The 20,095-nt window shown below is 73.1% G+C and carries 16 protein-coding genes; 14 read left to right on the top strand and 2 right to left on the bottom strand.

All coding sequences use genetic code 11. From position 1 onward, the window contains the following. Positions 1 to 13 precede the first annotated feature (13 nt). The 3 genes from ACLWS4_RS34555 (at position 14) to argF (ending at position 5,475) form a co-directional block, all read left to right on the top strand. The gene (locus ACLWS4_RS34555; protein ID WP_416876203.1) at positions 14 to 1,591 is read left to right on the top strand and encodes a 3' terminal RNA ribose 2'-O-methyltransferase Hen1; all 1,578 of its coding nucleotides are present in this window, start codon (positions 14 to 16) and stop codon (positions 1,589 to 1,591) included. Beyond that, positions 1,588 to 4,293 carry a polynucleotide kinase-phosphatase gene (locus tag ACLWS4_RS34560; protein ID WP_416876204.1) on the top strand — a complete coding sequence of 902 codons (2,706 nt, stop codon included), beginning with the start codon at positions 1,588 to 1,590 and terminating at the stop codon, positions 4,291 to 4,293. The genes ACLWS4_RS34555 and ACLWS4_RS34560 overlap by 4 nt, the downstream gene beginning before the upstream one ends. A 180-nt stretch (positions 4,294 to 4,473) precedes the next feature. After that, positions 4,474 to 5,475 (top strand): ornithine carbamoyltransferase, encoded by a 1,002-nt coding sequence (gene argF, locus ACLWS4_RS34565; protein WP_049648979.1) that lies wholly within the window; start codon positions 4,474 to 4,476, stop codon positions 5,473 to 5,475. A gap of 54 nt (positions 5,476 to 5,529) precedes the next feature. Here the strand turns inward: argF and ACLWS4_RS34570 are convergent, their stop codons facing one another. Then, the gene (locus tag ACLWS4_RS34570; RefSeq protein ID WP_416876205.1) at positions 5,530 to 6,063 is read right to left on the bottom strand and encodes a superoxide dismutase family protein; all 534 of its coding nucleotides are present in this window, start codon (positions 6,061 to 6,063) and stop codon (positions 5,530 to 5,532) included. A 643-nt stretch (positions 6,064 to 6,706) separates the two neighbouring features. On the opposite strand from ACLWS4_RS34570, the gene acnA reads away from it, so the two are divergent. Together acnA and ACLWS4_RS34580 are read left to right on the top strand one after the other, a co-directional pair. After that, positions 6,707 to 9,352: an aconitate hydratase AcnA gene (acnA, locus tag ACLWS4_RS34575; protein WP_049648977.1), complete on the top strand. Its 2,646-nt coding sequence runs from the start codon at positions 6,707 to 6,709 to the stop codon at positions 9,350 to 9,352. 191 nt (positions 9,353 to 9,543) lie between these two features. Continuing rightward, positions 9,544 to 10,851, top strand: a complete 1,308-nt coding sequence (locus ACLWS4_RS34580) for a glycoside hydrolase family 18 protein (protein ID WP_416876206.1) — start codon at positions 9,544 to 9,546, stop codon at positions 10,849 to 10,851. A gap of 57 nt (positions 10,852 to 10,908) precedes the next feature. Here the strand turns inward: ACLWS4_RS34580 and ACLWS4_RS34585 are convergent, their stop codons facing one another. Beyond that, entirely contained in the window at positions 10,909 to 11,955 is a 1,047-nt protein-coding gene (locus tag ACLWS4_RS34585) for a LuxR C-terminal-related transcriptional regulator (RefSeq protein WP_074000674.1), read from the bottom strand. Between the two features lie 138 nt (positions 11,956 to 12,093). On the opposite strand from ACLWS4_RS34585, the gene ACLWS4_RS34590 reads away from it, so the two are divergent. From ACLWS4_RS34590 to ACLWS4_RS34630, 9 genes are all read left to right on the top strand, one after another. Next, positions 12,094 to 12,252, top strand: a complete 159-nt coding sequence (locus ACLWS4_RS34590; protein ID WP_158077651.1) for a hypothetical protein — start codon at positions 12,094 to 12,096, stop codon at positions 12,250 to 12,252. A 116-nt stretch (positions 12,253 to 12,368) separates the two neighbouring features. Next, on the top strand, positions 12,369 to 12,557 hold the full coding sequence (locus ACLWS4_RS34595) for a lysine biosynthesis protein LysW (protein ID WP_049648974.1): 189 nt from the start codon (positions 12,369 to 12,371) through the stop codon (positions 12,555 to 12,557). After that, a complete protein-coding gene (locus ACLWS4_RS34600) occupies positions 12,554 to 13,423 on the top strand; it encodes a RimK family alpha-L-glutamate ligase (protein ID WP_049648973.1) in 870 nt (289 codons plus the stop codon). Before ACLWS4_RS34595 ends, ACLWS4_RS34600 begins: the two co-directional genes overlap by 4 nt. Before the next feature lie 14 nt (positions 13,424 to 13,437). After that, complete coding sequence (locus ACLWS4_RS34605; RefSeq protein ID WP_416876207.1) at positions 13,438 to 14,067, top strand: degT/DnrJ/EryC1/StrS aminotransferase; 630 nt, start codon at positions 13,438 to 13,440, stop codon at positions 14,065 to 14,067. Continuing rightward, entirely contained in the window at positions 14,067 to 15,386 is a 1,320-nt protein-coding gene (locus tag ACLWS4_RS34610; RefSeq protein ID WP_074000675.1) for a DegT/DnrJ/EryC1/StrS family aminotransferase, read from the top strand. The genes ACLWS4_RS34605 and ACLWS4_RS34610 overlap by 1 nt, the downstream gene beginning before the upstream one ends. Further along, positions 15,379 to 16,431, top strand: a complete 1,053-nt coding sequence (argC, locus tag ACLWS4_RS34615; protein ID WP_416876208.1) for an N-acetyl-gamma-glutamyl-phosphate reductase — start codon at positions 15,379 to 15,381, stop codon at positions 16,429 to 16,431. Before ACLWS4_RS34610 ends, argC begins: the two co-directional genes overlap by 8 nt. Beyond that, positions 16,428 to 18,281 (top strand): M20/M25/M40 family metallo-hydrolase, encoded by a 1,854-nt coding sequence (locus ACLWS4_RS34620; protein ID WP_074000677.1) that lies wholly within the window; start codon positions 16,428 to 16,430, stop codon positions 18,279 to 18,281. The genes argC and ACLWS4_RS34620 overlap by 4 nt, the downstream gene beginning before the upstream one ends. Next, the gene (locus ACLWS4_RS34625; protein ID WP_049648968.1) at positions 18,278 to 19,096 is read left to right on the top strand and encodes a transketolase; all 819 of its coding nucleotides are present in this window, start codon (positions 18,278 to 18,280) and stop codon (positions 19,094 to 19,096) included. The genes ACLWS4_RS34620 and ACLWS4_RS34625 overlap by 4 nt, the downstream gene beginning before the upstream one ends. Next, positions 19,093 to 20,043 (top strand): transketolase family protein, encoded by a 951-nt coding sequence (locus tag ACLWS4_RS34630; RefSeq protein WP_416876209.1) that lies wholly within the window; start codon positions 19,093 to 19,095, stop codon positions 20,041 to 20,043. Before ACLWS4_RS34625 ends, ACLWS4_RS34630 begins: the two co-directional genes overlap by 4 nt. The last annotated feature ends 52 nt before the right edge of the window (positions 20,044 to 20,095 follow it).

Consider the following 20,095-nt stretch of genomic DNA (forward strand, 5'->3'; position numbering starts at 1 on the left):
AATACTTCAGCGGGTGTTCATGTCGATCTCCACCACCGGCAGCGCCGAGGACCCGGCCACGGACCTCGGGTTCCTGCTGCACAAGCACCCCGACAAGGTCCAGCGGTTCACCACGTCGCACGGTGAGGCCCACGTCTTCTACCCCGAGGCGGGGGACGAGGTCTGCACGGCGGCGCTGCTGCTGGACGTCGACCCGATCGCGCTGGTCCGCAAGGGCCGGGGCGACGGCAGGGGGCGCGGCGGCTCGCCCGACTTCGCGCTCGCCCAGTACGTCAACGACCGCCCGTACGCCGCCTCCTCGCTGCTCGCGGTGGCGCTGCGGACGGTGTTCCGGTCCGCGATGAAGGGCGACTGCCCGGCCCGGCCTGAACTGCCCGGGCGGGCCCGCCCGCTGCGGATCGAGCTGCCCGCCGTGCCCGCGAACGGTGCGGGCGGTGTGGGCGGGGGCGGCGGCCCGGCCCTGGTGGTCCGGCTGTTCGAGCCGCTGGGCTGGCGGGTCGAGGCGACGGCGGTCCCGCTGGACGAGTCGTTCCCCGAGTGGGGCGAGTCCCGCTACGTCCGGATCGCCCTCTCCTCCGGGACGGTCCGGCTCGCCGACGCGCTCCAGCAGCTGTACGTGCTGCTGCCGGTGCTGGACGGCGTCAAGCACTACTGGGTCGCCCCGGACGAGGTGGACAAGCTGCTCGCGGCCGGTCAGGGCTGGCTGGCGGCCCACCCCGAGCGCGCCCTGATCACCCGCCGCTACCTGGCCCGGCGCTGGTCGCTGACCCGCGCCGCGATGGAGCGCCTGGAGCTGGCCCGGCTGGCGGAGGCCGACGACCGCGAGGTCGAGGAGATCGACAACGCGGTCGACGACCGGTCCGAGGAGGAGGTGCGGGACGAGCCGGAGCCCCGGCAGCCCTCGCTCGCCGAGCAGCGCCGCACCGCGATCCTCGCCGCGCTGCGCGAGACCGGTGCCGCCCGCGTTGCCGATCTCGGCTGCGGCCAGGGCGAGTTGATCGGCGAACTGCTCAAGGACGCCCGGTTCACCGGAATCCTCGGCGTGGACGTCTCCGCCCGGGCGCTGCGGTCGGCGGGGCGCAGGCTGGGCCTGGAGCGGATGCCGGAGCGTCAGGCGGCCCGGGTGACGTTGGCGCAGGGAGCGCTCACCTACACCGACGCCCGGCTCAAGGGCTTCGACGCGGCGGTGCTGTGCGAGGTGATCGAGCACCTGGACCTGCCGCGGCTGCCCGCGCTGGAGTACGCGGTGTTCGGCGCCGCCCGGCCGAGGGCGGTCGTGGTCACCACGCCGAACGCGGAGTACAACGTCCGCTGGGAGAGCCTGCCGGCGGGCGCCGTCCGGCACGCCGACCACCGCTTCGAGTGGTCCCGGGCCGAGTTCCGGGCCTGGGCCGGGAAGGTCGCGGCCGCGTACGGCTACACCGTGGAGCTGCGCCCGGTCGGCCCGGAGGACGAGGAGGTCGGCGCCCCGACCCAGCTGGCCCTGTTCACCGCGACCACAGCACCCACCGCGACCGCGACGCCCACCACACCCACCACGACCCCCGCGCCGGACCCGACCGCGACGCCCGAAGGAGGCGAGCCCCGATGACCGATGACCCGACCGACACCCCCGGCGAGAGCCGGGACCAGGACCGCGCGGAGAGCACCGCCCCCCGCCGCCTCCCCGTCACCGACGTCTCCCTCGTCGTCCTGGTCGGCACCAGCGGCGCGGGCAAGTCCACCTTCGCCCGCCGCCACTTCCTGCCCACCCAGGTGGTCTCCTCCGACTTCTGCCGCGGCCTGGTCGCCGACGACGAGAACGACCAGTCCGCCTCCGCCGAGGCCTTCGACGTCCTGCACTACATCGTCGGCAAGCGCCTGGCGGCCGGCCGGCTGACCGTCGTGGACGCCACCAACGTCCAGCCCGAGGCCCGCCGCCAACTGGTCGAGATCGCCCGCGAGCACGACGTGCTGCCGATCGCGATCGTCCTGGACGTCCCGCCGGGGGTGTGCGCCGAGCGCAACCGCTCCCGCCCGGACCGGCAGCTGCCGGCCCATGTGGTCCCCCGCCAGCACCGGGAGCTGCGCCGCTCCCTCCGGGGGCTGGAGCGCGAGGGCTTCCGCAAGGTGCACGTCCTGCGCGGCGAGGCCGAGGTGGCGGCCGCCGGGATCGAGCTGGAGAAGCGCTACAACGACCTGCGCCACCTCACCGGCCCGTTCGACATCGTCGGCGACATCCACGGCTGCCGCTCCGAGCTGGAGACCCTGCTGACCCGGCTCGGCTACACCCTGACCCGGGACGCCGGGGGCCGCCCGGTGGACGCCGTGCACCCGGCGGGCCGCACCGCCGTCTTCGTCGGCGACCTGGTCGACCGCGGCCCCGACACCCCGGGCGTGCTGCGCCTGGTGATGGGCATGGTGGCGGCCGGCCACGCGCTCTGCGTGCCGGGCAACCACGAGAACAAGCTCGGCCGGGCGATGGACGGCAAGAAGGTCAACGTCGCCTACGGCCTCCAGGAGTCGCTGGACCAGCTGGCGGGGGAGAGCGAGGAGTTCCGGGCCGAGGTCCGCGCGTTCATGCGCGGCCTGGTCAGCCACTACCTGCTGGACGGCGGCGCCCTGGTGGTCTGCCACGCAGGCCTGCCGGAGCGGTACCACGGCCGCAACTCCGGCCGGGTCCGCTCGCACGCGCTGTACGGGGAGACCACCGGCGAGACCGACGAGTACGGCCTGCCGGTGTGCTACCCGTGGGCGGAGGAGTACCGGGGCCGGGCGCTGGTGGTCTACGGCCACACCCCGGTGCCGGCCGCGAGCTTCGTCAACAACACCGTCTGCCTGGACACCGGCTGCGTCTTCGGCGGCAGCCTGACCGCGCTGCGCTATCCGGAGCGCGAGCTGGTGGGCGTCGAGGCCGAGCGCGAGTGGTACGCCCCGGTGCGCCCGCTGATCACCGACGCGCCGGGCGCCCGCGAGGGCCGTCCGCTGGACCTCGGCGACGTGGCCGGGCGCCGGACCGTCGAGACCGGGCTGCACGGGCGGGTGGCCGTCCGGGAGGAGAACGCGGCCGCCGCGCTGGAGGTGATGAGCCGCTTCGCGCTGGACCCGCGGCTGCTCGCCTACCTGCCGCCGACCATGGCACCGAGCGCCACGTCCCGCCGGGACGGCTACCTGGAGCACCCGGAGGAGGCCTTCCTCGGCTACCGGGCGGACGGCGTGCGGCACCTGGTCTGCGAGGAGAAGCACATGGGCTCCCGCGCGGTGCTGCTGGTGGCCCGGGACGGGGCCGCGCTGGAGCGCCGCTTCGGCGTGGCCGGCCCCGGCGCGGTCTGGACCCGGACCGGCCGCGCCTTCCTCGCCGACGAGGAGCTGACCGGCGCCGTGCTCGACCGGGTCCGGGCGGCCGCCGAGCGCGCCGGGCTGTTCGAGGAGCTGGCCACCGACTGGCTGCTGCTGGACGCCGAGCTGATGCCCTGGTCGCTGAAGGCGGTGGAGCTGCTGCGCCGCCAGTACGCGGCGGTCGGCGCGGCGGCGGGCGCCGCCCTGCCGGAGGTGCTGTCCGCGCTGGAGCGGGCGGCCGGGCGCGGCCTGGACCTGGCCCGGCTGACCGACCGCCAGCGGCAGCGCGCGGCCGACGCGCGGGCGTTCACCGAGGCGTACCGGCGCTACTGCTGGCCGACCGAGGGCCTGTCGGGCATCCGGCTCGCGCCGTTCCAGCTGCTCGCGGCCGAGGGGGCGAACCTCGCGGTGCGCCCGCACGACGAACACCTGGCCTGGATCGACCGCCTGGCCGCCGCCGACGGGGCCGACGGGATCGACGGAATCGACGGGACCGACACCGCCGGCCCGGCCGGGGGGACCGGCAGGGAGGAGCCGGAGCGCCGTGAGGAGCCCCTGTTGCAGCGCACCCGCCGGATCCTGGTGGACACCGAGGACGAGGCCTCGATGGCCGCCGCCACCGCCTGGTGGGAGGAGCTGACCGAGGCGGGCGGCGAGGGCATGGTGGTCAAGCCGCTGGTCTCGCCGGTGCGCACGGCGCGCGGCAAGGGCCGGCCGGGCGGCCTGGTGCAGCCCGGGGTGAAGGTGCGCGGCCGGGAGTACCTGCGGATCGTCTACGGCCCGGACTACACCGAGCACCTCGACCGGCTGCGCCTGCGCGCGCTGGGCCACAAGCGCTCGCTGGCGCTGCGCGAGTACGCGCTGGGCCTGGAGGCGCTGGACCGGCTGGCGGCGGGGGAGCCGCTGTGGCGGGTGCACGAGCCGGTCTTCGCGGTGCTCGCGCTGGAGTCGGAGCCGGTCGACCCGCGGCTGTGACGGAGGCGGAGGCGGAGGCGGAGGAGGGGAGCCCACGGAGCCCACGAGGAGGGGCCCACGGAACCGACGGAGCCCCCGTGGGCTCCCCTCCTCCGCCCAGCCTCCGTATATAAATTCCGAGTATCGTATAGACTTGCCGCTTTCCGCAGTCCGTCAGTCCCGTCACCCCAGGAGCCCGGCATGGCCTTCAACCTCCGGAACAGGCACTTCCTCAAGGAGCTCGACTTCACGCCCCAGGAGTTCCGCTTCCTGGTGGACCTCGCCGCCACGCTCAAGGCGGCGAAGTACGCGGGCACCGAGCAGCCCCGGCTGCGCGGCAAGAACATCGCGCTGATCTTCGAGAAGACCTCCACCCGCACCCGCTGCGCCTTCGAGGTCGCCGCCCACGACCAGGGCGCCACCACCACCTACCTGGACCCGGCGGGCTCGCAGATCGGCCACAAGGAGTCCGTCAAGGACACCGCCCGGGTGCTCGGCCGGATGTTCGACGGCATCGAGTACCGCGGCCACGGCCAGGAGATCGTCGAGGAGCTGGCCGAGTTCGCCGGCGTCCCGGTCTGGAACGGCCTGACCGACGAGTGGCACCCCACCCAGATGCTGGCCGACGTGCTCACCGTCACCGAGCACACCGCCAAGCCGCTGCCGGAGGTCGCGCTCGCCTACCTCGGCGACGCCCGCTCCAACATGGGCAACTCGCTGCTGATCACCGGCGCCCTGCTCGGCATGGACATCCGGATCGTCGCCCCGCGCGCGCTCTGGCCGACCGAGGAGGTGCAGGAGTCGGCGAAGGCCCTGGCCGGGACGACCGGCGCCCGGATCACCCTGACCGAGGACGTGGCCGAGGGCGTGGCCGGCGCCGACTTCCTCTACACCGACGTCTGGGTCTCGATGGGCGAGCCCAAGGAGGTCTGGGCCGAGCGGATCGAGCTGCTCAAGCCGTACCAGGTCTCCATGGACACCGTCCGGGCCACCGGCAACCCGGACGTGAAGTTCCTGCACTGCCTGCCGGCCTTCCACGACCTCGGCACGGCGGTCGGGCGGCAGATGCACGAGGCGACCGGCATGACCGAGCTGGAGTGCACCGACGAGCTGTTCGAGTCGGCCCACTCCATCGTGTTCGACCAGGCCGAGAACCGGCTGCACACCATCAAGGCGGTGCTGGTCGCCACCCTCGGCTCCTGAGGCACCGGTTCCTGAGTGCCCGCTCCTGGGCGCCCGCCCCGGCGGCCGCGCGGCTCAGCCGTCCAGCCTGACGCAGGCCACCCGGTCGCCCGCCGCGTGCGGGCCGGCCGGGGTGCCCGCGTGCAGCACCAGCGAGCGCGCCTCGCCCGGTCGCGGCTGCCAGCCCACCACGGCGGTGGCGCTGCCCCGGCCCCGCCCGTCGGTGCGCAGCGCCAGCCGCAGCTCGTTGCGCTCGTTGGCGTACGCCGGGTCGGTGGACGGCTGCACCGGGTCGACCTCGTCCTGGTAGTGCGGCCCGGAGGAGGCCGGGTCGGCCCCGCAGCGGCCGGTGTGCAGGTGTGCGGGGAACTCGTGGTCGGGGGCGAGTCCGGAGGCCTTCAGGGTGAGCACCGTCCGCCCGGGTACCGAGCGGTCGGTGACGATCCGGACGTGGGCGCCGTACGGCACCAGGTCGCTCGCGTAGCTGATCGCCGCCGGGGGGACGAAGGCGGTGGCCGGGTCGAAGTCGGCCTCGACGACCGAGACCGGTGAGGCGGCGGGGGCGAGCAGGGCCAGCGGCAGCAGGGCGGCGGCGAGCGGAGCGGTCATCGGTCGGGCCTTCCGGGGGCGGGGCGACGGGTCCCCCTGCTAACGGCGCCCCGGCCCGGAGGACACCGCTCCGGGCTCCCGGGACCCCGGCACGTCAGGCGGACGGCCCGCGCCGGACCCCGCACCGGACCCCGCGCCGGACCCCGCACCGGACCCCGCGCCGGACCCCGCGCCGGACCCCGCACCAGACCCCGACCGGACCCCGCACCGGACCCCGCGCGGGCGAGCCGCCACACCCGCCCGGGCCCGGGCGCGGGGGTGAACCGGGTCCGGACGCGAACCGGGCGCGAACAGAGGGGAAAGAGTGCGGACGGCCCCGCCGGCCGACGCCGCCCCCTCGCCGACCGGCGGTTCCGGTGGTGAGCTAGTGGTGGTGCCGCTGACGGCGGCCGCCGTCGTGGCCGGTGCGGTCCGGCCGAAGGGGCTGGAGCGCGAGCGGTGCGGCCCGGACGATCGGTGTGCCGAGGCATGCACTATGGTTTATCTCGACATCGAGATAACTGCCGCCTAGGATATATCTCGACATCAAGATACTTGCCGAGAGGCGCTCGCCGGCGATGCGGGCAAGGCAAGCCTAAGTAAGGCTGACCTTACCACCGCGTGACGGCCGGATACCGCACGAAGCACCCAGAAGGAGTCAGTCGTGTCCGCGAACAGCTTCGACGCCCGCAGCTCGCTGCAGGTGGGCGACGAGTCGTACGAGATCTTCAAGCTCTCCGCCGTCGAGGGTTCCGCTCGGCTGCCGTACAGCCTCAAGGTGCTGCTGGAGAACCTGCTCCGCACGGAGGACGGCGCGAACATCACCGCCGACCACATCCGCGCCCTCGGCAACTGGGACGAGAACGCCCAGCCGAGCCAGGAGATCCAGTTCACCCCGGCCCGCGTGATCATGCAGGACTTCACCGGTGTGCCGTGCGTGGTCGACCTCGCCACCATGCGTGAGGCCGTCAAGGAGCTGGGCGGCGACCCGGCCAAGATCAACCCGCTGGCCCCGGCCGAGCTGGTCATCGACCACTCGGTCATCGCCGACAAGTTCGGCACCAAGGACGCGTTCACCCAGAACGTCGAGATCGAGTACGGCCGCAACAAGGAGCGCTACCAGTTCCTGCGCTGGGGCCAGACCGCCTTCGACGAGTTCAAGGTCGTCCCGCCGGGCACCGGCATCGTCCACCAGGTGAACATCGAGCACCTGGCCCGCACCGTCATGGTCCGCGGTGGCCAGGCCTACCCGGACACCTGCGTCGGCACCGACTCGCACACCACCATGGTCAACGGCCTGGGCGTGCTGGGCTGGGGCGTCGGCGGCATCGAGGCCGAGGCCGCGATGCTCGGCCAGCCGGTCTCCATGCTGATCCCGCGCGTCGTCGGCTTCAAGCTGACCGGCGAGCTGCCGGCCGGCACCACCGCCACCGACCTGGTGCTCACCATCACCGAGATGCTGCGCAAGCACGGTGTGGTCGGCAAGTTCGTCGAGTTCTACGGCGACGGCATCGGCTCCATCCCGCTGGCCAACCGCGCCACCATCGGCAACATGTCGCCGGAGTTCGGCTCGACCTGCGCGATCTTCCCGATCGACGCCGAGACCATCAACTACCTGAAGCTCACCGGCCGCGACGAGCAGCAGCTCGCCCTGGTCGAGGCGTACGCCAAGGAGCAGGGTCTCTGGCACAACCCGTCGCACGAGCCGGTCTACTCCGAGTACCTCGAGCTGGACGTCTCCACCGTCGTCCCGTCGATCTCCGGCCCGAAGCGCCCGCAGGACCGCGTGATCCTGGCCGAGGCCGCCGAGCGGTTCGCCGAGGCGCTGCCGACCTACTCCGCCGAGGCCTCGAAGCCGACCGCCGTCACCGCCCCCGACGGCTCGTCCTACGAGATCGACAACGGCGCGGTCGTGATCGCCTCGATCACCTCCTGCACCAACACCTCCAACCCCTCCGTCATGCTGGGCGCCGCCCTGCTGGCGAAGAAGGCCGTGGAGAAGGGCCTGCACGTCAAGCCCTGGGTCAAGACCACCCTGGCGCCGGGCTCCAAGGTCGTCATGGACTACTACGAGAAGGCCGGCCTGCTCCCGTACATGGAGAAGCTGGGCTTCAACCTGGTCGGCTACGGCTGCGTCACCTGCATCGGCAACTCGGGCCCGCTGCCCGAGGAGGTCTCGGCCGCCGTCAACGAGGCCGACCTCGCGGTCGTCTCGGTGCTCTCCGGCAACCGCAACTTCGAGGGCCGGATCAACCCGGACGTCAAGATGAACTACCTGGCCTCCCCGCCGCTGGTGGTCGCCTACGCCCTCGCCGGCAACATGAACATCGACATCACCCGGGACGCCCTGGGCCAGGACGCCGACGGCAACGACGTGTTCCTCGCCGACATCTGGCCGTCGGAGCAGGAGGTCGCCGACACCGTCGCCGGCTCCATCGACGAGGCCATGTTCGACAAGGGCTACCAGGACGTCTTCGCCGGTGACCACCGCTGGCAGTCGCTCCCGGTCCCGACCGGCAACACCTTCGAGTGGGACGCCGAGTCCACCTACGTCCGCAAGCCCCCGTACTTCGAGGGCATGGCCAAGACCCCGAGCCCGGTGACCGACATCGCCGGCGCCCGCGTCCTGGCCAAGCTGGGCGACTCGGTCACCACCGACCACATCTCCCCGGCCGGCAACATCAAGCCGGGCACCCCGGCGGCGCAGTACCTGACCGCCAACGGTGTCGAGAAGCGCGACTTCAACTCCTACGGTTCCCGTCGTGGCAACCACGAGGTGATGATCCGCGGCACCTTCGCCAACATCCGCCTGCGCAACCAGATCGCGCCGGGCACCGAGGGCGGCTACACCCGCGACTTCACCCAGGCCGACGCGCCGGTGTCGTTCATCTACGACGCCTCGCAGAACTACCAGGCCGCCGGCGTCCCGCTGGTCGTCCTGGCCGGCAAGGAGTACGGCTCCGGCTCGTCCCGCGACTGGGCCGCCAAGGGCACCGCGCTGCTGGGCGTCAAGGCCGTCATCGCCGAGTCGTACGAGCGCATCCACCGCTCGAACCTGATCGGCATGGGCGTCCTGCCGCTGCAGTTCCCGGAGGGCGAGAACGCCGAGTCCCTCGGCCTGACCGGCGAGGAGACCTTCTCCTTCACCGGTGTGACCGAGCTCAACGAGGGCCGCACCCCGAAGACCGTCAAGGTCAAGGCCGGTGACAAGGAGTTCGACGCGGTCGTCCGCATCGACACCCCCGGTGAGGCGGACTACTACCGCAACGGCGGCATCCTGCAGTACGTGCTGCGCTCGCTGATCGGCTGAGCATGAGCCTCTGAGGAGGCCGGACCGCATCCCGCGGTCCGGCCTCCTCTTTTTGCGACGGCTTCTCGCACCAGCTTTTTGCATACTGCGCCGGTTGCGGTCGCCCCCTTGTGCGGTGAACGGCGGATGGACTAAACCTCTGTGCCATCTGGTCCAGACCATTTGACGCCGCTTCAGAGAACAGGTCCGGTATGCCCACTCGCGCCTCAGCCCTGCTCGCCGCCGCCACCGTCGCCGCGCTGCTCGCCGCCCCCGCCACCGCCAACGCCGCCGACGGACGGCACGGCCCGAAGCTGAAGGGCCAACGGGTCGGCTACTTCACCCAGTGGGGCGCCGACAGCTCCGCGAAGAGGGTCCAGGAGTCCGGCCAGGCGGCCAGGCTCACCGTCATCAACTACGCCTTCGGCAACGTCTCCGCCGAGGGCACCTGCTTCGAGAGCAACGAGGCCGGCCAGGGCGACGCCCGCAACGACTACCAGCGCTCCTTCTCCGCCGCCGAGTCGGTGGACGGCGTGGCCGACGCCCCGGGCCAGAAGCTGAAGGGCCACCTCAACCAGCTGCGCAAGCTCAAGGCGAAGAACCCCCAGCTGCGCACGGTCATCTCGCTGGGCGGCTGGTCCTGGTCCAAGTACTTCTCCGACGCGGCCGCCACCGACGAGGCCCGCAAGAAGTTCGTCTCCTCCTGCATCGACCTCTACGTCAAGGGCGACCTGCCGGTCCTGGCGGACTCCCCGGAGGGCGGCAAGGGCGCCGCCGCAGGCGTCTTCGACGGCATCGACATCGACTGGGAGTACCCGGGCGGCGGCGGGGACGCGGGCAACGTGGTCCGCCCCGAGGACGGGCACAACTTCACGCTGCTGATGCAGGAGTTCCGCGACCAGCTGGACGCGCTGAGCGGCCGGAAGGGCAAGAAGTACCTGCTGACCGCCGCCGTGGCCGCCAACGAGACGGTCGCCGACCGGCTCGAACTGCCGCAGCTGAGCGAGTCGGTGGACTGGCTGAACCTGATGACCTACGACCTGCACGGCCCGTGGGAGGGCAAGGGGCCGGCCAACCACCAGGCCCCGCTGTACTCCGACCCGGCCGACCCGGACCCGCGCCGGCGCAGTGCCGACAAGGCCGCCGACCACTACCAGGAGCGCGGCCTGCCCGCCGAGCAGCTGGTCCTCGGCGCCCCGCTGTACGGCCACGGCTGGACCGGCGTCGCCCCCGGCAAGCGCGGCGGCCTCTTCCAGAGCGCCACCGCGTCCGCGCCCGACCACTCGTACCAGGAGATCAACGCGCTGCCGGGCAAGGTCTACCTGGACCGCGACCACGGCGCGTCCTGGAAGTACGACGGCACCACGTTCTACAGCTACGACACCGCCGAGGTGCTCACCCAGAAGGCGCGGTACACGCGCTGGAACGACCTGGCAGGGGTGATGGTCTGGTCGCTGGACGGCGACGACGCCCGGGGCAGCGCGATCGCCGCGCTGGACCGCGGCCTGAGCCGCGACTGACCGCTCCCCCCGCCCCGTACCCAGGGCCCGCCGCGGACGCCCCCGCGGCGGGCCCTGCTACGCCGTGGGGCCGGTCGGCCCGGCCGGCTGCTCGTGCGGGCCCCGGGGCTGCCGGGCGGGCGGCGGGGAGCCGTCCAGGATGCCGCTCTGCGCCGTCAGGTAGGCGAGCTGGGCCCGGCTGTTGCTGCCGAGGATCTCCGACACCCGCTTGAGGTGGCTCGCCACGGTCCGCGAGCTGATGCCGAGCCGGCTGGCGATCGCGGCGTCCGTGTAGCCGTCCACCATGAGCTGGAGCACCCGCAGCCGGGTCTCGTCGGTGAGCAGCGGCGGGCGCTGCTGGTCGCTCTCGTAGACGACCGGCGCGGCCCGCTCCCAGGCGTGCTCGAAGACCGAGGCCAGGAAGTGCACCACGCCGGGGTCGGTGACCTTGAGCGCGTGGTTGTGGTGTTCGAGCTCCTTGTCGGGGATGAACGCCACCGAGCGGTCGCAGATGATGAGCCGGTCGAAGACCTCGTCGACGGTCCGCACCTCGATGCCGGCCTCGGTGACGGCCTTGATGTAGTCCAGCGTCGGGTAGTGCGCCCGGACGGAGTGCTGGTAGAGCGTGCGCTGGCGGACGCCCCGCTTCTGCGCGTCCAGGGCGAGGACCAGCGATCTGGCGAGGACGTCGGTCGGCCGGCTGCCGCCCGGGTGCGCGGTGAGCAGCTCCCGCTCGGTCGCCTGGGTCGTCTCGGCCACCGCGGCGGCGATGACCGCCGCGCCGCTGAGCCGCTGGACGTTGTCCCGGCCCTCCCGGCGCAGCGTCCGGTAGACGCTCTCGACCTGGGACATGGCGGTCCGGATCGCGGCCACCTGCTGCTGCTGTTCGAGGATCTGCTGCTCCATCGGGTGCAGCAGCGCCGTGGTCGCGACCTCGGGCGGGACCGGCACCAGGACCGAGGGGTCGCCCAGCGCCGCCGTCAGCAGCCCCAGCTCGGTCAGGCAGGCGGGCGGCTCCGCCGTCGGGGCCCTCCCCAACAGGACGGCCTTGCGGTAGAACGTGATCCCCTCGTCACAGGGCCCGGGGTGGGCCTCCGGGCCACTGACGTCCGATATGTCGCACATGTGCCACCCCCTTCGGAATCTTGCAGTGCACGATCCTGAGCCATCGGATCTCTTCTGGCAAGGACCCATTCCCAGGCATTCTCTCTGTGTGCGGGGAAACCCCCCAGCACGAACGGATAGGTCTATCTAGGGGTGGAAATGAAGATCATGCGGTTCCCGGGTCGAATCCTCGCGTCCTTCGTTATGGCCGCCGTCGCGGTGATCGTCGTTTCCGCCGCGCCGGACGCCCCCAGCAGCGCCCCCACCGCTGCCGCCAGCGACGTGGCGCTCCTGCCGGGCGACCCCGGCTGGGCCTGATCGGCCGGGCGGGAATCCGCCACCCCTGGACAGTAGCGCCGATCCGCCGACCTGCGGGAGTGCTGCGAATCACGTTTCGCGGATATCGGCGCGCCGACATTCAGAAGGAGAGAGAAATGACCGCTGCGATTGCCGTACCGAAATGCCTGGTGTGCGACACCGACTTCGAGGTCGACGAGGCCTGGGAGCGGGGCGAGGTGACCGAGTGCGCGGCCTGCGGCCAGGAGCACGAGGTCGTCGAGAAGTCCGAGGCCGGCGTCCGCCTCGACCTGGCCCCCGAGGTGGAAGAGGACTGGGGCGAGTGACCTCCTCCGGCCGCGTCCTGCTGTCGGCCACCATGCTGCGCCCCGAGGAGAAACTCCTCCTCGGGGCGTTGCGCGGGGAGGGTCTGACAGCGACTCCACTGCTCATGGAGGATCTGGCCGACGTGGTGGCGGGTCGTACCGACCCGCCGGCCCTGGCCCTGATCCGCAACCTCTCGCACCGGGACGCGATCAGCGTCTCGTGCCGCCTGGAACACGCCGGGATCACCACGCTCAACCGGGCGTCGACCATCGAGACCTGCAACGACAAGGGCCTGCAGGCCCTGCTCTTCGCCCGGCACGGCATCCCCCACCCGCACACCCGGCACGCCTTCAGCTACGACCAGGTGCGCGCGATCGTCGCCGAGCTGGGCATGCCGGCGGTGGTCAAGCCGGTCAGCGGCTCCTGGGGGCGCGGTGTCACCAAGCTCGCGGACGCCGCGTGCCTGGAGGCCTGGGCCGCCGGGCGCGAGTCCGTCGACGCCGCGGGGAAGCTCTTCCCCGTCATCGTGCAGGAGTACATCGACAAGCCCGGCCACGACCTGCGCGTGGTCGTCGTCGGGACCACCCCGGTCGTGGCGATCCAACGGGTCTCGGACGACTGGCGCACCAACACCCACCTCGGCGCCGAGGTGCGGCGCGTCGACATCACCCCGGAGATGGAGAAGCTCTGCGTCCAGATCGTCGACGTCCTCGGCCCCGGCTTCTACGGGGTCGACCTGGTGGAGGACCGGACCACCGGTGACCTGCTCGTCCTGGAAGTGAACGCCAACCCCGAATTCGCCCGCTCCTCCGCCCTGCACGGAGTGAACGTCGCCGGCCACCTCGCCTCCTACGTGGCGGGGCAGCTGACGGCCGCGGCCGTGTGACCCGGAGAGGAACCATGGAACTGTTCGACACCGCGACGGTGCTCGCCCGCGTGCTCACCTCGGGCGTGGTCATGAGCATCGAGAAGAGCGACCGTGAACTGCCCGCCCTGGAGCGGCTGCTGACCAAGCGGACCGGCCGCGCCAAGGCCGTCCTGCTGAACAGCCGGACCGGGGCCCTGCACGCGGCCCTGGCCGGCCAGGGCATCGGCCACGGCGACACCGTCGCCCTGGCCGAGCCGGACGAGGCCACCACGGCCTTCCTGGCCTGGCTCGGCGTCACCGTCGAGGGGCAGGCCCCGGCCGCCTTCGACCTGGTCTCGCTGACCCCCGAGAACGCCGGCCGGCTGGACGAGCTGACCGCCGAAGCCACCGCCCCCGCGCTGGTGGTGGACCTGAGCGGGCTCGGCTTCGGCCCGGCCGCCGCCGTGCTCACCGACGACGAGCGGCTCTGGGCCCGGGCCGAGCGGCTGAAGATCTTCGGCGCCTACGACCTGCGCACCATGTGGACCCAGCAGGAGGCCGACGAGGACCTGGTGCCGGGGGTGCAGTTCAACTACCGGCTGAGCCCCCTGGTGGCCGGTTGCGTACGGATGGCCCTGACCCACGCGGCTCGCCCCGCCGCCGCAAGCTCCGGAGCACGCTGATGATCACCGACTTCCCGAACTCGCCCCTGCCCCTGCCCACCGAAGCCGACCTCGCCGACGAGCTCGCCGCCCTCGGCGGCGGCGCGATGATCCCCAAGGCCCAGCGCCGCACGCTCTTCCCGATCATCACCAAGGAAGACGTCTTCAACCTGATGCTCGCCCAGCGGCAGTCGCCCGACAAGGTCGTGGCCGACTTCGCCGAGGCGTACCGCGCCTACGTCGGCGCCGAGTACGCCCTGCCCACCGCCAGCGGCACCTCCAGCCTGCACATGGCCCTGGTCGGCGCTGGCGTGCAGCCCGGTGACGAGGTGATCGTCCCGGCGTTCACCTTCATCGCCACCGCGCAGGCCGTGGTCGCCGCCCACGCGATCCCGGTGTTCGTCGACATCGACCCGGACACCTACTGCATGGACCCGCGGGCCGCGGCCGCCGCGATCACCCCCCGGACCAGGGCGCTCATGCCGGTGCACGTCCACGGCCTGCCCGCCGACGTGCCGGCCCTGCGCGCCCTGGCCGACCAGCACGGCATCGCCCTCGTCGAGGACGCCTCGCACGCCCACTCCGCGAAGATCGGCGACCGGGTGGCCGGCTCCTTCGGCGACGCCGCCGGCCAGAGCCTGATGGCCGACAAGAACTTCCCGCTCGGCGGCGAGGGCGGCATCGCCTTCTACGCCACCGAGGAGGCGTACGGCCGGGCGGTCGCCTACCTGGAGCGCCACGCCATCGACTACGGGATGTCCTGGGTGGCCGCCGCCTTCGGCACCAGCCAGCTGGCCCGGCTGCCGTACTACGACGAGATCCGGGCCCGCAACGCCGCCCTGCTCGGCGAGGCCCTGGCGGGGACCGGCCTGTTCACGCCGCCGCACGTCCCGGACGGGCACGTGCACGCCTACAACATGTACCGGACCACCCTGCACCCGGAGGCCGTCGGCCTGGAGGACCTGCCGGTGCACGCCGTCAAGGAGGCGGTGCACGAGCTGCTGGTCGCCGAGGGCGTGCCGGCCCGCGAGTGGCAGAACACCCCGATCCCGTGCCACCTGCCGTTCCGGCACCGCGACGGCTTCGGCAACGGCTACCCGTTCTCGCTCAACCCGGACGCCGTGCGCGACCACCGGCCGGAGGACTTCCCGGTCACCCTGGGCATGCTCGACAGCACCCTGGTGCTCTGCCGCGAGCTGCGCTCCCCGGTCGAGTACGAGCGGATCCTGCGCTACGCGGACGCCTTCCGGAAGGTCGCCCGGCGCCCGGACGCCATCCGCAAGCTCGTCGAGAGCGGCGACCACCGCCGTCCGTGGGAGAAGGCGGCCCGCCTTGGCTGACCAGAAGATCCGCGTCGCCGTCATCGGCGCGAGCGGCTACACCGGTGGCGAGGTCATCCGGCTGCTGCTCGAACACCCCGGGGTGGAGCTCGTGTTCCTCTCCGCGGAGCGCAACGCCGGTGCCACGGTGGGCAGCGTCCACCCGTGGCTGCGCAACCACCCCAGGGCCGGCTCGCTGACGCTCCGGCCGCTGGCGCAGCTCGCCGAGGCCGGCCCCGTCGACGTCGCCTTCGGCTGCCTGCCGACCGGCACCCTGCCGGAGCAGCTGCCGCTGATCGCCGACAACGCCAAGCGGGTGCTCAACCTGGGCGGCGACTTCCGGCTCCGCGACGGCGACGACGTCCGGACCCACTACCCGAGGACGGCCGCGAACCCGCCGAGCGAGGATTTCGCCTACTACATACCGGAGTTGAGCCCCGAGGTCCCACAGGAGCGGTTCATCAGCCTGCCCGGCTGCATGGCCGTCACCACCATCTACGCGCTCTACCCGATGTTCGCCGCCTCGCTCGCGACCGACCGGGTCGTGGTCGACGCCAAGACCGGCTCCACCGGGAGCGGTCGCGGCGGCGGCGAGCCGCACGCCGAGCGCAGCGGCAACATCCGGGTGCACAAGCTGCACGGGCACCGGCACGCCCCGGAGGTCCAGCAGGCGATCGCCGACCTGACCGGCGCCGCCGTGGACCTGCGGTTCTCCACCCACAGCCTGGACGTGTCGCGCGGCATCATGGTCACCGCGTACACCGAACTGCGGGACGGCGTCACGGCGTTGGACGTCAAGCGGGCCTACGCCAAGGCGTACCTCGGCAAGCCCTTCGTCCGGGTCCGGCCGGCCCCCAAGGCGGCGCAGGACTTCCCGATGCTCAAGGCGGTCGTCGGTTCGAACGTCGCCGAGGTGGCGGTCGCGGTGCGCGGCGACCAGTGCGTCGCGGTGGCGGCCCTGGACAACCTGATCAAGGGCGCGGCCGGCCAGGCGATCCAGGCGATGAACCTGATCTCCGGCCTGGACGAGACGACCGGACTGCCCACCACGGCGGTGTCGCCGTGAGCCGTCCGCTGTACGTGATCAAGGTCGGCAGCGCCACGCTCGACCACGGCACGATCCACAAGGAGCTGGCCGACCTGGTGGCCCGGGGCGCCCGGGTGCTCCTGGTCGCCGGCGGTGCCACCGGCATCGAGGCCCACTACCGCGCGATCGCCCGCCCGATGCCGCAGCTGCGGCTCGCCAACGGCGACGAGGTGCGCTACTGCCCGCCCGAGGAGATGACCCACCTGGTCGACGCCTACGAGCGGGTCACCCTGCCCGCCGTGGAGCGGGAGGCCCGGGCCCTCGGGCTCGGCGTCTTCACCGCCGTCGCGGCGCGCGGCGCCCTGGTGACCGGCCGGGCCAACCGGCCGCTCAAGGCGCTGTCCGCCGAGGGCCGGCCGATCGTGGTCCGCGACCACCGGGCCGGCGTGCCCGCCCAGGTGGACACCGCCCGGCTGAACGCCCTGCTCGACACGTACGACCTGGTCTGCCTGTCCGCGCCGGTCGCCGACCCGGACGGCGGCGCCCCGCTCAACGTGGACGCCGACGTGCTCGCGGCGGTCCTCGCCAACGCGCTGGACGCCGACCACCTGCGGCTGGTCACCGGCACCGCCGGACTGCTGACGGACAAGGACGACCCGCGCTCCACGCTGGCCGACGCCTACCCGGGCGACGGAGCGCGGTACGCCGCGGGGCGCATGCGGCAGAAGGTCCGCGCGGCCGAGATCGCCCTGGAGGGCAGCGCCGACGTGGCCATCACCGGGCCGCACACCATGTCCGAGCCGGCCAACTGGACCAGGTTCTGGCGGGTGCGCGAGCCCTCCGCCGACCTGAGCCTGCTGACCCGGGTGGTCTCGGTGCCCTCGGTCTCCGGTGACGAGGCCGAACTCGCCACCCTGCTGGCCGAGTGGTGCCGCGAGCGCGGCATGGACGCCGCCGTCGACGAGGCGGGCAACCTCGTCGCCAGCCGCGGCATCGGGCCCCGCCGGCTGCTCCTCCTCGGCCACCTCGACACCGTGCCGCACCGCTGGCCGGCCGAGTGGCGCGAGGGCGAACTGTGGGGCCGCGGCAGCGTGGACGCCAAGGGCTGCCTCGCCAACTTCCTGGAGGTGCTCGCGCACGCGGACATCCCGGAGGACGGCCAGCTGTGCGTGGTCGGCGCGGTCGAGGAGGAGATCTCCTCCTCCAAGGGCGCGTTCCACGTCCGCGACCACTACCCGGCCGACGCGGTCGTCATCGGCGAGCCCAGCGGCTCGGAGAAGCTGACGCTCGGCTACTTCGGGCTCTTCAAGCTCAAGGTGACCGCCTCGGTGTCCAGCGGCCACTCGGCCGGACAGGACGCGGTCTCCGCCCCCGACCTGCTGATCGAGGCGCTCGGCGGCATCCGGACGGCCGTGCTGGCCCACGCGACCGACGCGCTGAGCGCGGTCATCGAGATCAGCAGCCGGACCGGGCGCGAGCACCACCACGCCACCGGGATCCTCAACTTCCGGGTGCCGCCCACGGCCGACCTCGACGCGCTGCGCTCGGCCGCGCTCGACCAGGTCCGCCCCGGGGTGGAGATCGAGGTGCTGCGGGCCACCCCCGGGTACGTCGGAGGCCGCTCCAGCTCCCTGGTCAAGGTCTTCAGCCGGGCCTTCGCGGACACCGGCGTCCGGCCCCGCTTCGTCGTGAAGAAGGGCACCTCGGACATGAACACCCTGGCCACCACCTGGCGGGACGTGCCGATGGTCGCGTACGGCCCCGGCGACTCCTCGCTGGACCACACCGACGAGGAGCGGATCGGCGCCATGGAGTACCGCACCGCCCGCTCGCTGCTCGCGGACGCCGTCAACCGGTGGTTCGCCCTGCCCGAGGGGAGTCGTCGATGAGCACCCTGCTCGCCCCGCCGCAGACCGGGGACGACCTGCTGGCCACCCTGGCCGACCGGGCCGTACGGGCCCGCCGGCTGGTGGTCGACATGGCCGCCGGGCCGCGCGGCTGCCACCTCGGCGGCAGCCTGTCCGTCCTGGACATCCTGATCGCCGCGCTGCACCGGGCCTCGGCCGGGGACGGCACGGAGGTCGTGCTCAGCAAGGGCCACGCCGCCGCCGGGCTCTACGCGGCCCTGCACGTCAGCGGCGTCCTCCCGGAGGACCCGACACCGCGCTACGGCCTGGCGGGCGAGCCGTTCACCGGCCACCCGGGCCCCAAGGTCCCGGGCGTGCGCTTCCCCACCGGGAGCCTCGGCCACGGCGTCCCGTACGCCGCCGGCTGGGCGATGGCCCGCCGGATCGGCGGCCGGAGCGGACTCGGCATCGCCGTCGCCGGCGACGGCGAGCTCCAGGAGGGCCTGGTCTGGGAGACCTGCCAGGTCGCCGTGGCCCAGGAGCTGGGCAACTTCGTGCTGGTGGTCGACCGCAACGGCGGCCAGAACGACGGCATGGTGGCCGACATCTCGCCGCTGCCCCGGCTCGCCGAGCGGTTCGCCGCCTTCGGGTTCGAGGTCGCCGAGACCGACGGGCACGACCTGGCGGCGCTCACCGGGCTGCTCGCCGGGGACCGGGCCGGGGCCCGCAGGCCGCTGGCCGTCATCGCGAACACCGTCAAGGGGAAGGGCGTGCCCGCCGTGGAGGGCAAGGCCGGCTCCCACTACGTGACCATCGACGCCACGCGCGCCGCCAAGTGGAAGCGAGCGATCCGATGACCCTCTCGGGCCGTGACGCCTACCGCGACGAGCTGACCGGGCTCGCCGCCGAGGACGACACCATCCTCTGCCTGGAGGCGGACCTCGGCGGCAAGGGCCACCCGTTCCAGGCCGCCCACCCCGACCGCTTCTTCAACCTCGGCATCGCCGAGGGCGCCATGGTCGACATGGCGGCGGGCCTCGCCGCGGGCGGGTACAAGCCCTTCGTCAGCACCTTCGCGCCCTTCGCGGCGCTGCGCGCGGCGGAGAGCCTCAAGCTGACGCTGGGCTACCTGAACGCCGGGGTCACCGTGGTGGCGCCGTACGCGGGCGTCTCCGGCGCCTGGTTCGGCACCACCCACCACTGCCTGGAGGACCTCGCCGTCCTGCGCAGCATCCCGGGCGTGGTCATCGCCGCCCCCTACGGGGAGGCGGAGATGCGCGCGGTGGTCCGCGAGGCCGTGCGCTCCGGGCGGCCGCACTACATCCGCACCGGGCGCAACGCCCAGTACCGCTCGCTGGACTGGGAGGGCGAGCGGGCGCCGCTGGTCACCTGGGAGTCCCGGGCCGAGCCGGGCGAGGTCTGCCTGGTGTCGGTCGGCGAGGAGGGCACCCGCCTGGCGCTGGCCGCGCGGGAGGCCCGCCCCGGCACCGGCCACGCCCACCTGGTCTACCTGGACCACCCGAACCTGGCCCGCGCCGCGGCCGAACTCTCCCGCCACCACCGGCGGTTCGTCGTGGTCGAGGAGCACCGCGCCCAGGGCGGGGCGGCCGAGGCCCTCGCGCTGCTGATGCCCGGGTGCGAGGTCACCGCGGCGAGCGCGGACCTGACCTGGCCGTCCACCGGCGGCGACCACGAGGAGGTCATGGCCGCGGTCGGGCTCACGCTGCCCGCCGTGCTCGCCGCGGTGGCCCGGGCCGGCGGCGCCGGCCGGCTGCCGGCCGCCGCCGGAGCCTGCGTCCGCTGAGCCGCGGGGGCCCGCGTCCGCCGAGCCCCCGCCCCCGTCATCCCCTGATCCG

Source organism: Kitasatospora sp. SC0581 (genome assembly GCF_048159585.1).
Lineage (GTDB): Bacteria > Actinomycetota > Actinomycetes > Streptomycetales > Streptomycetaceae > Kitasatospora.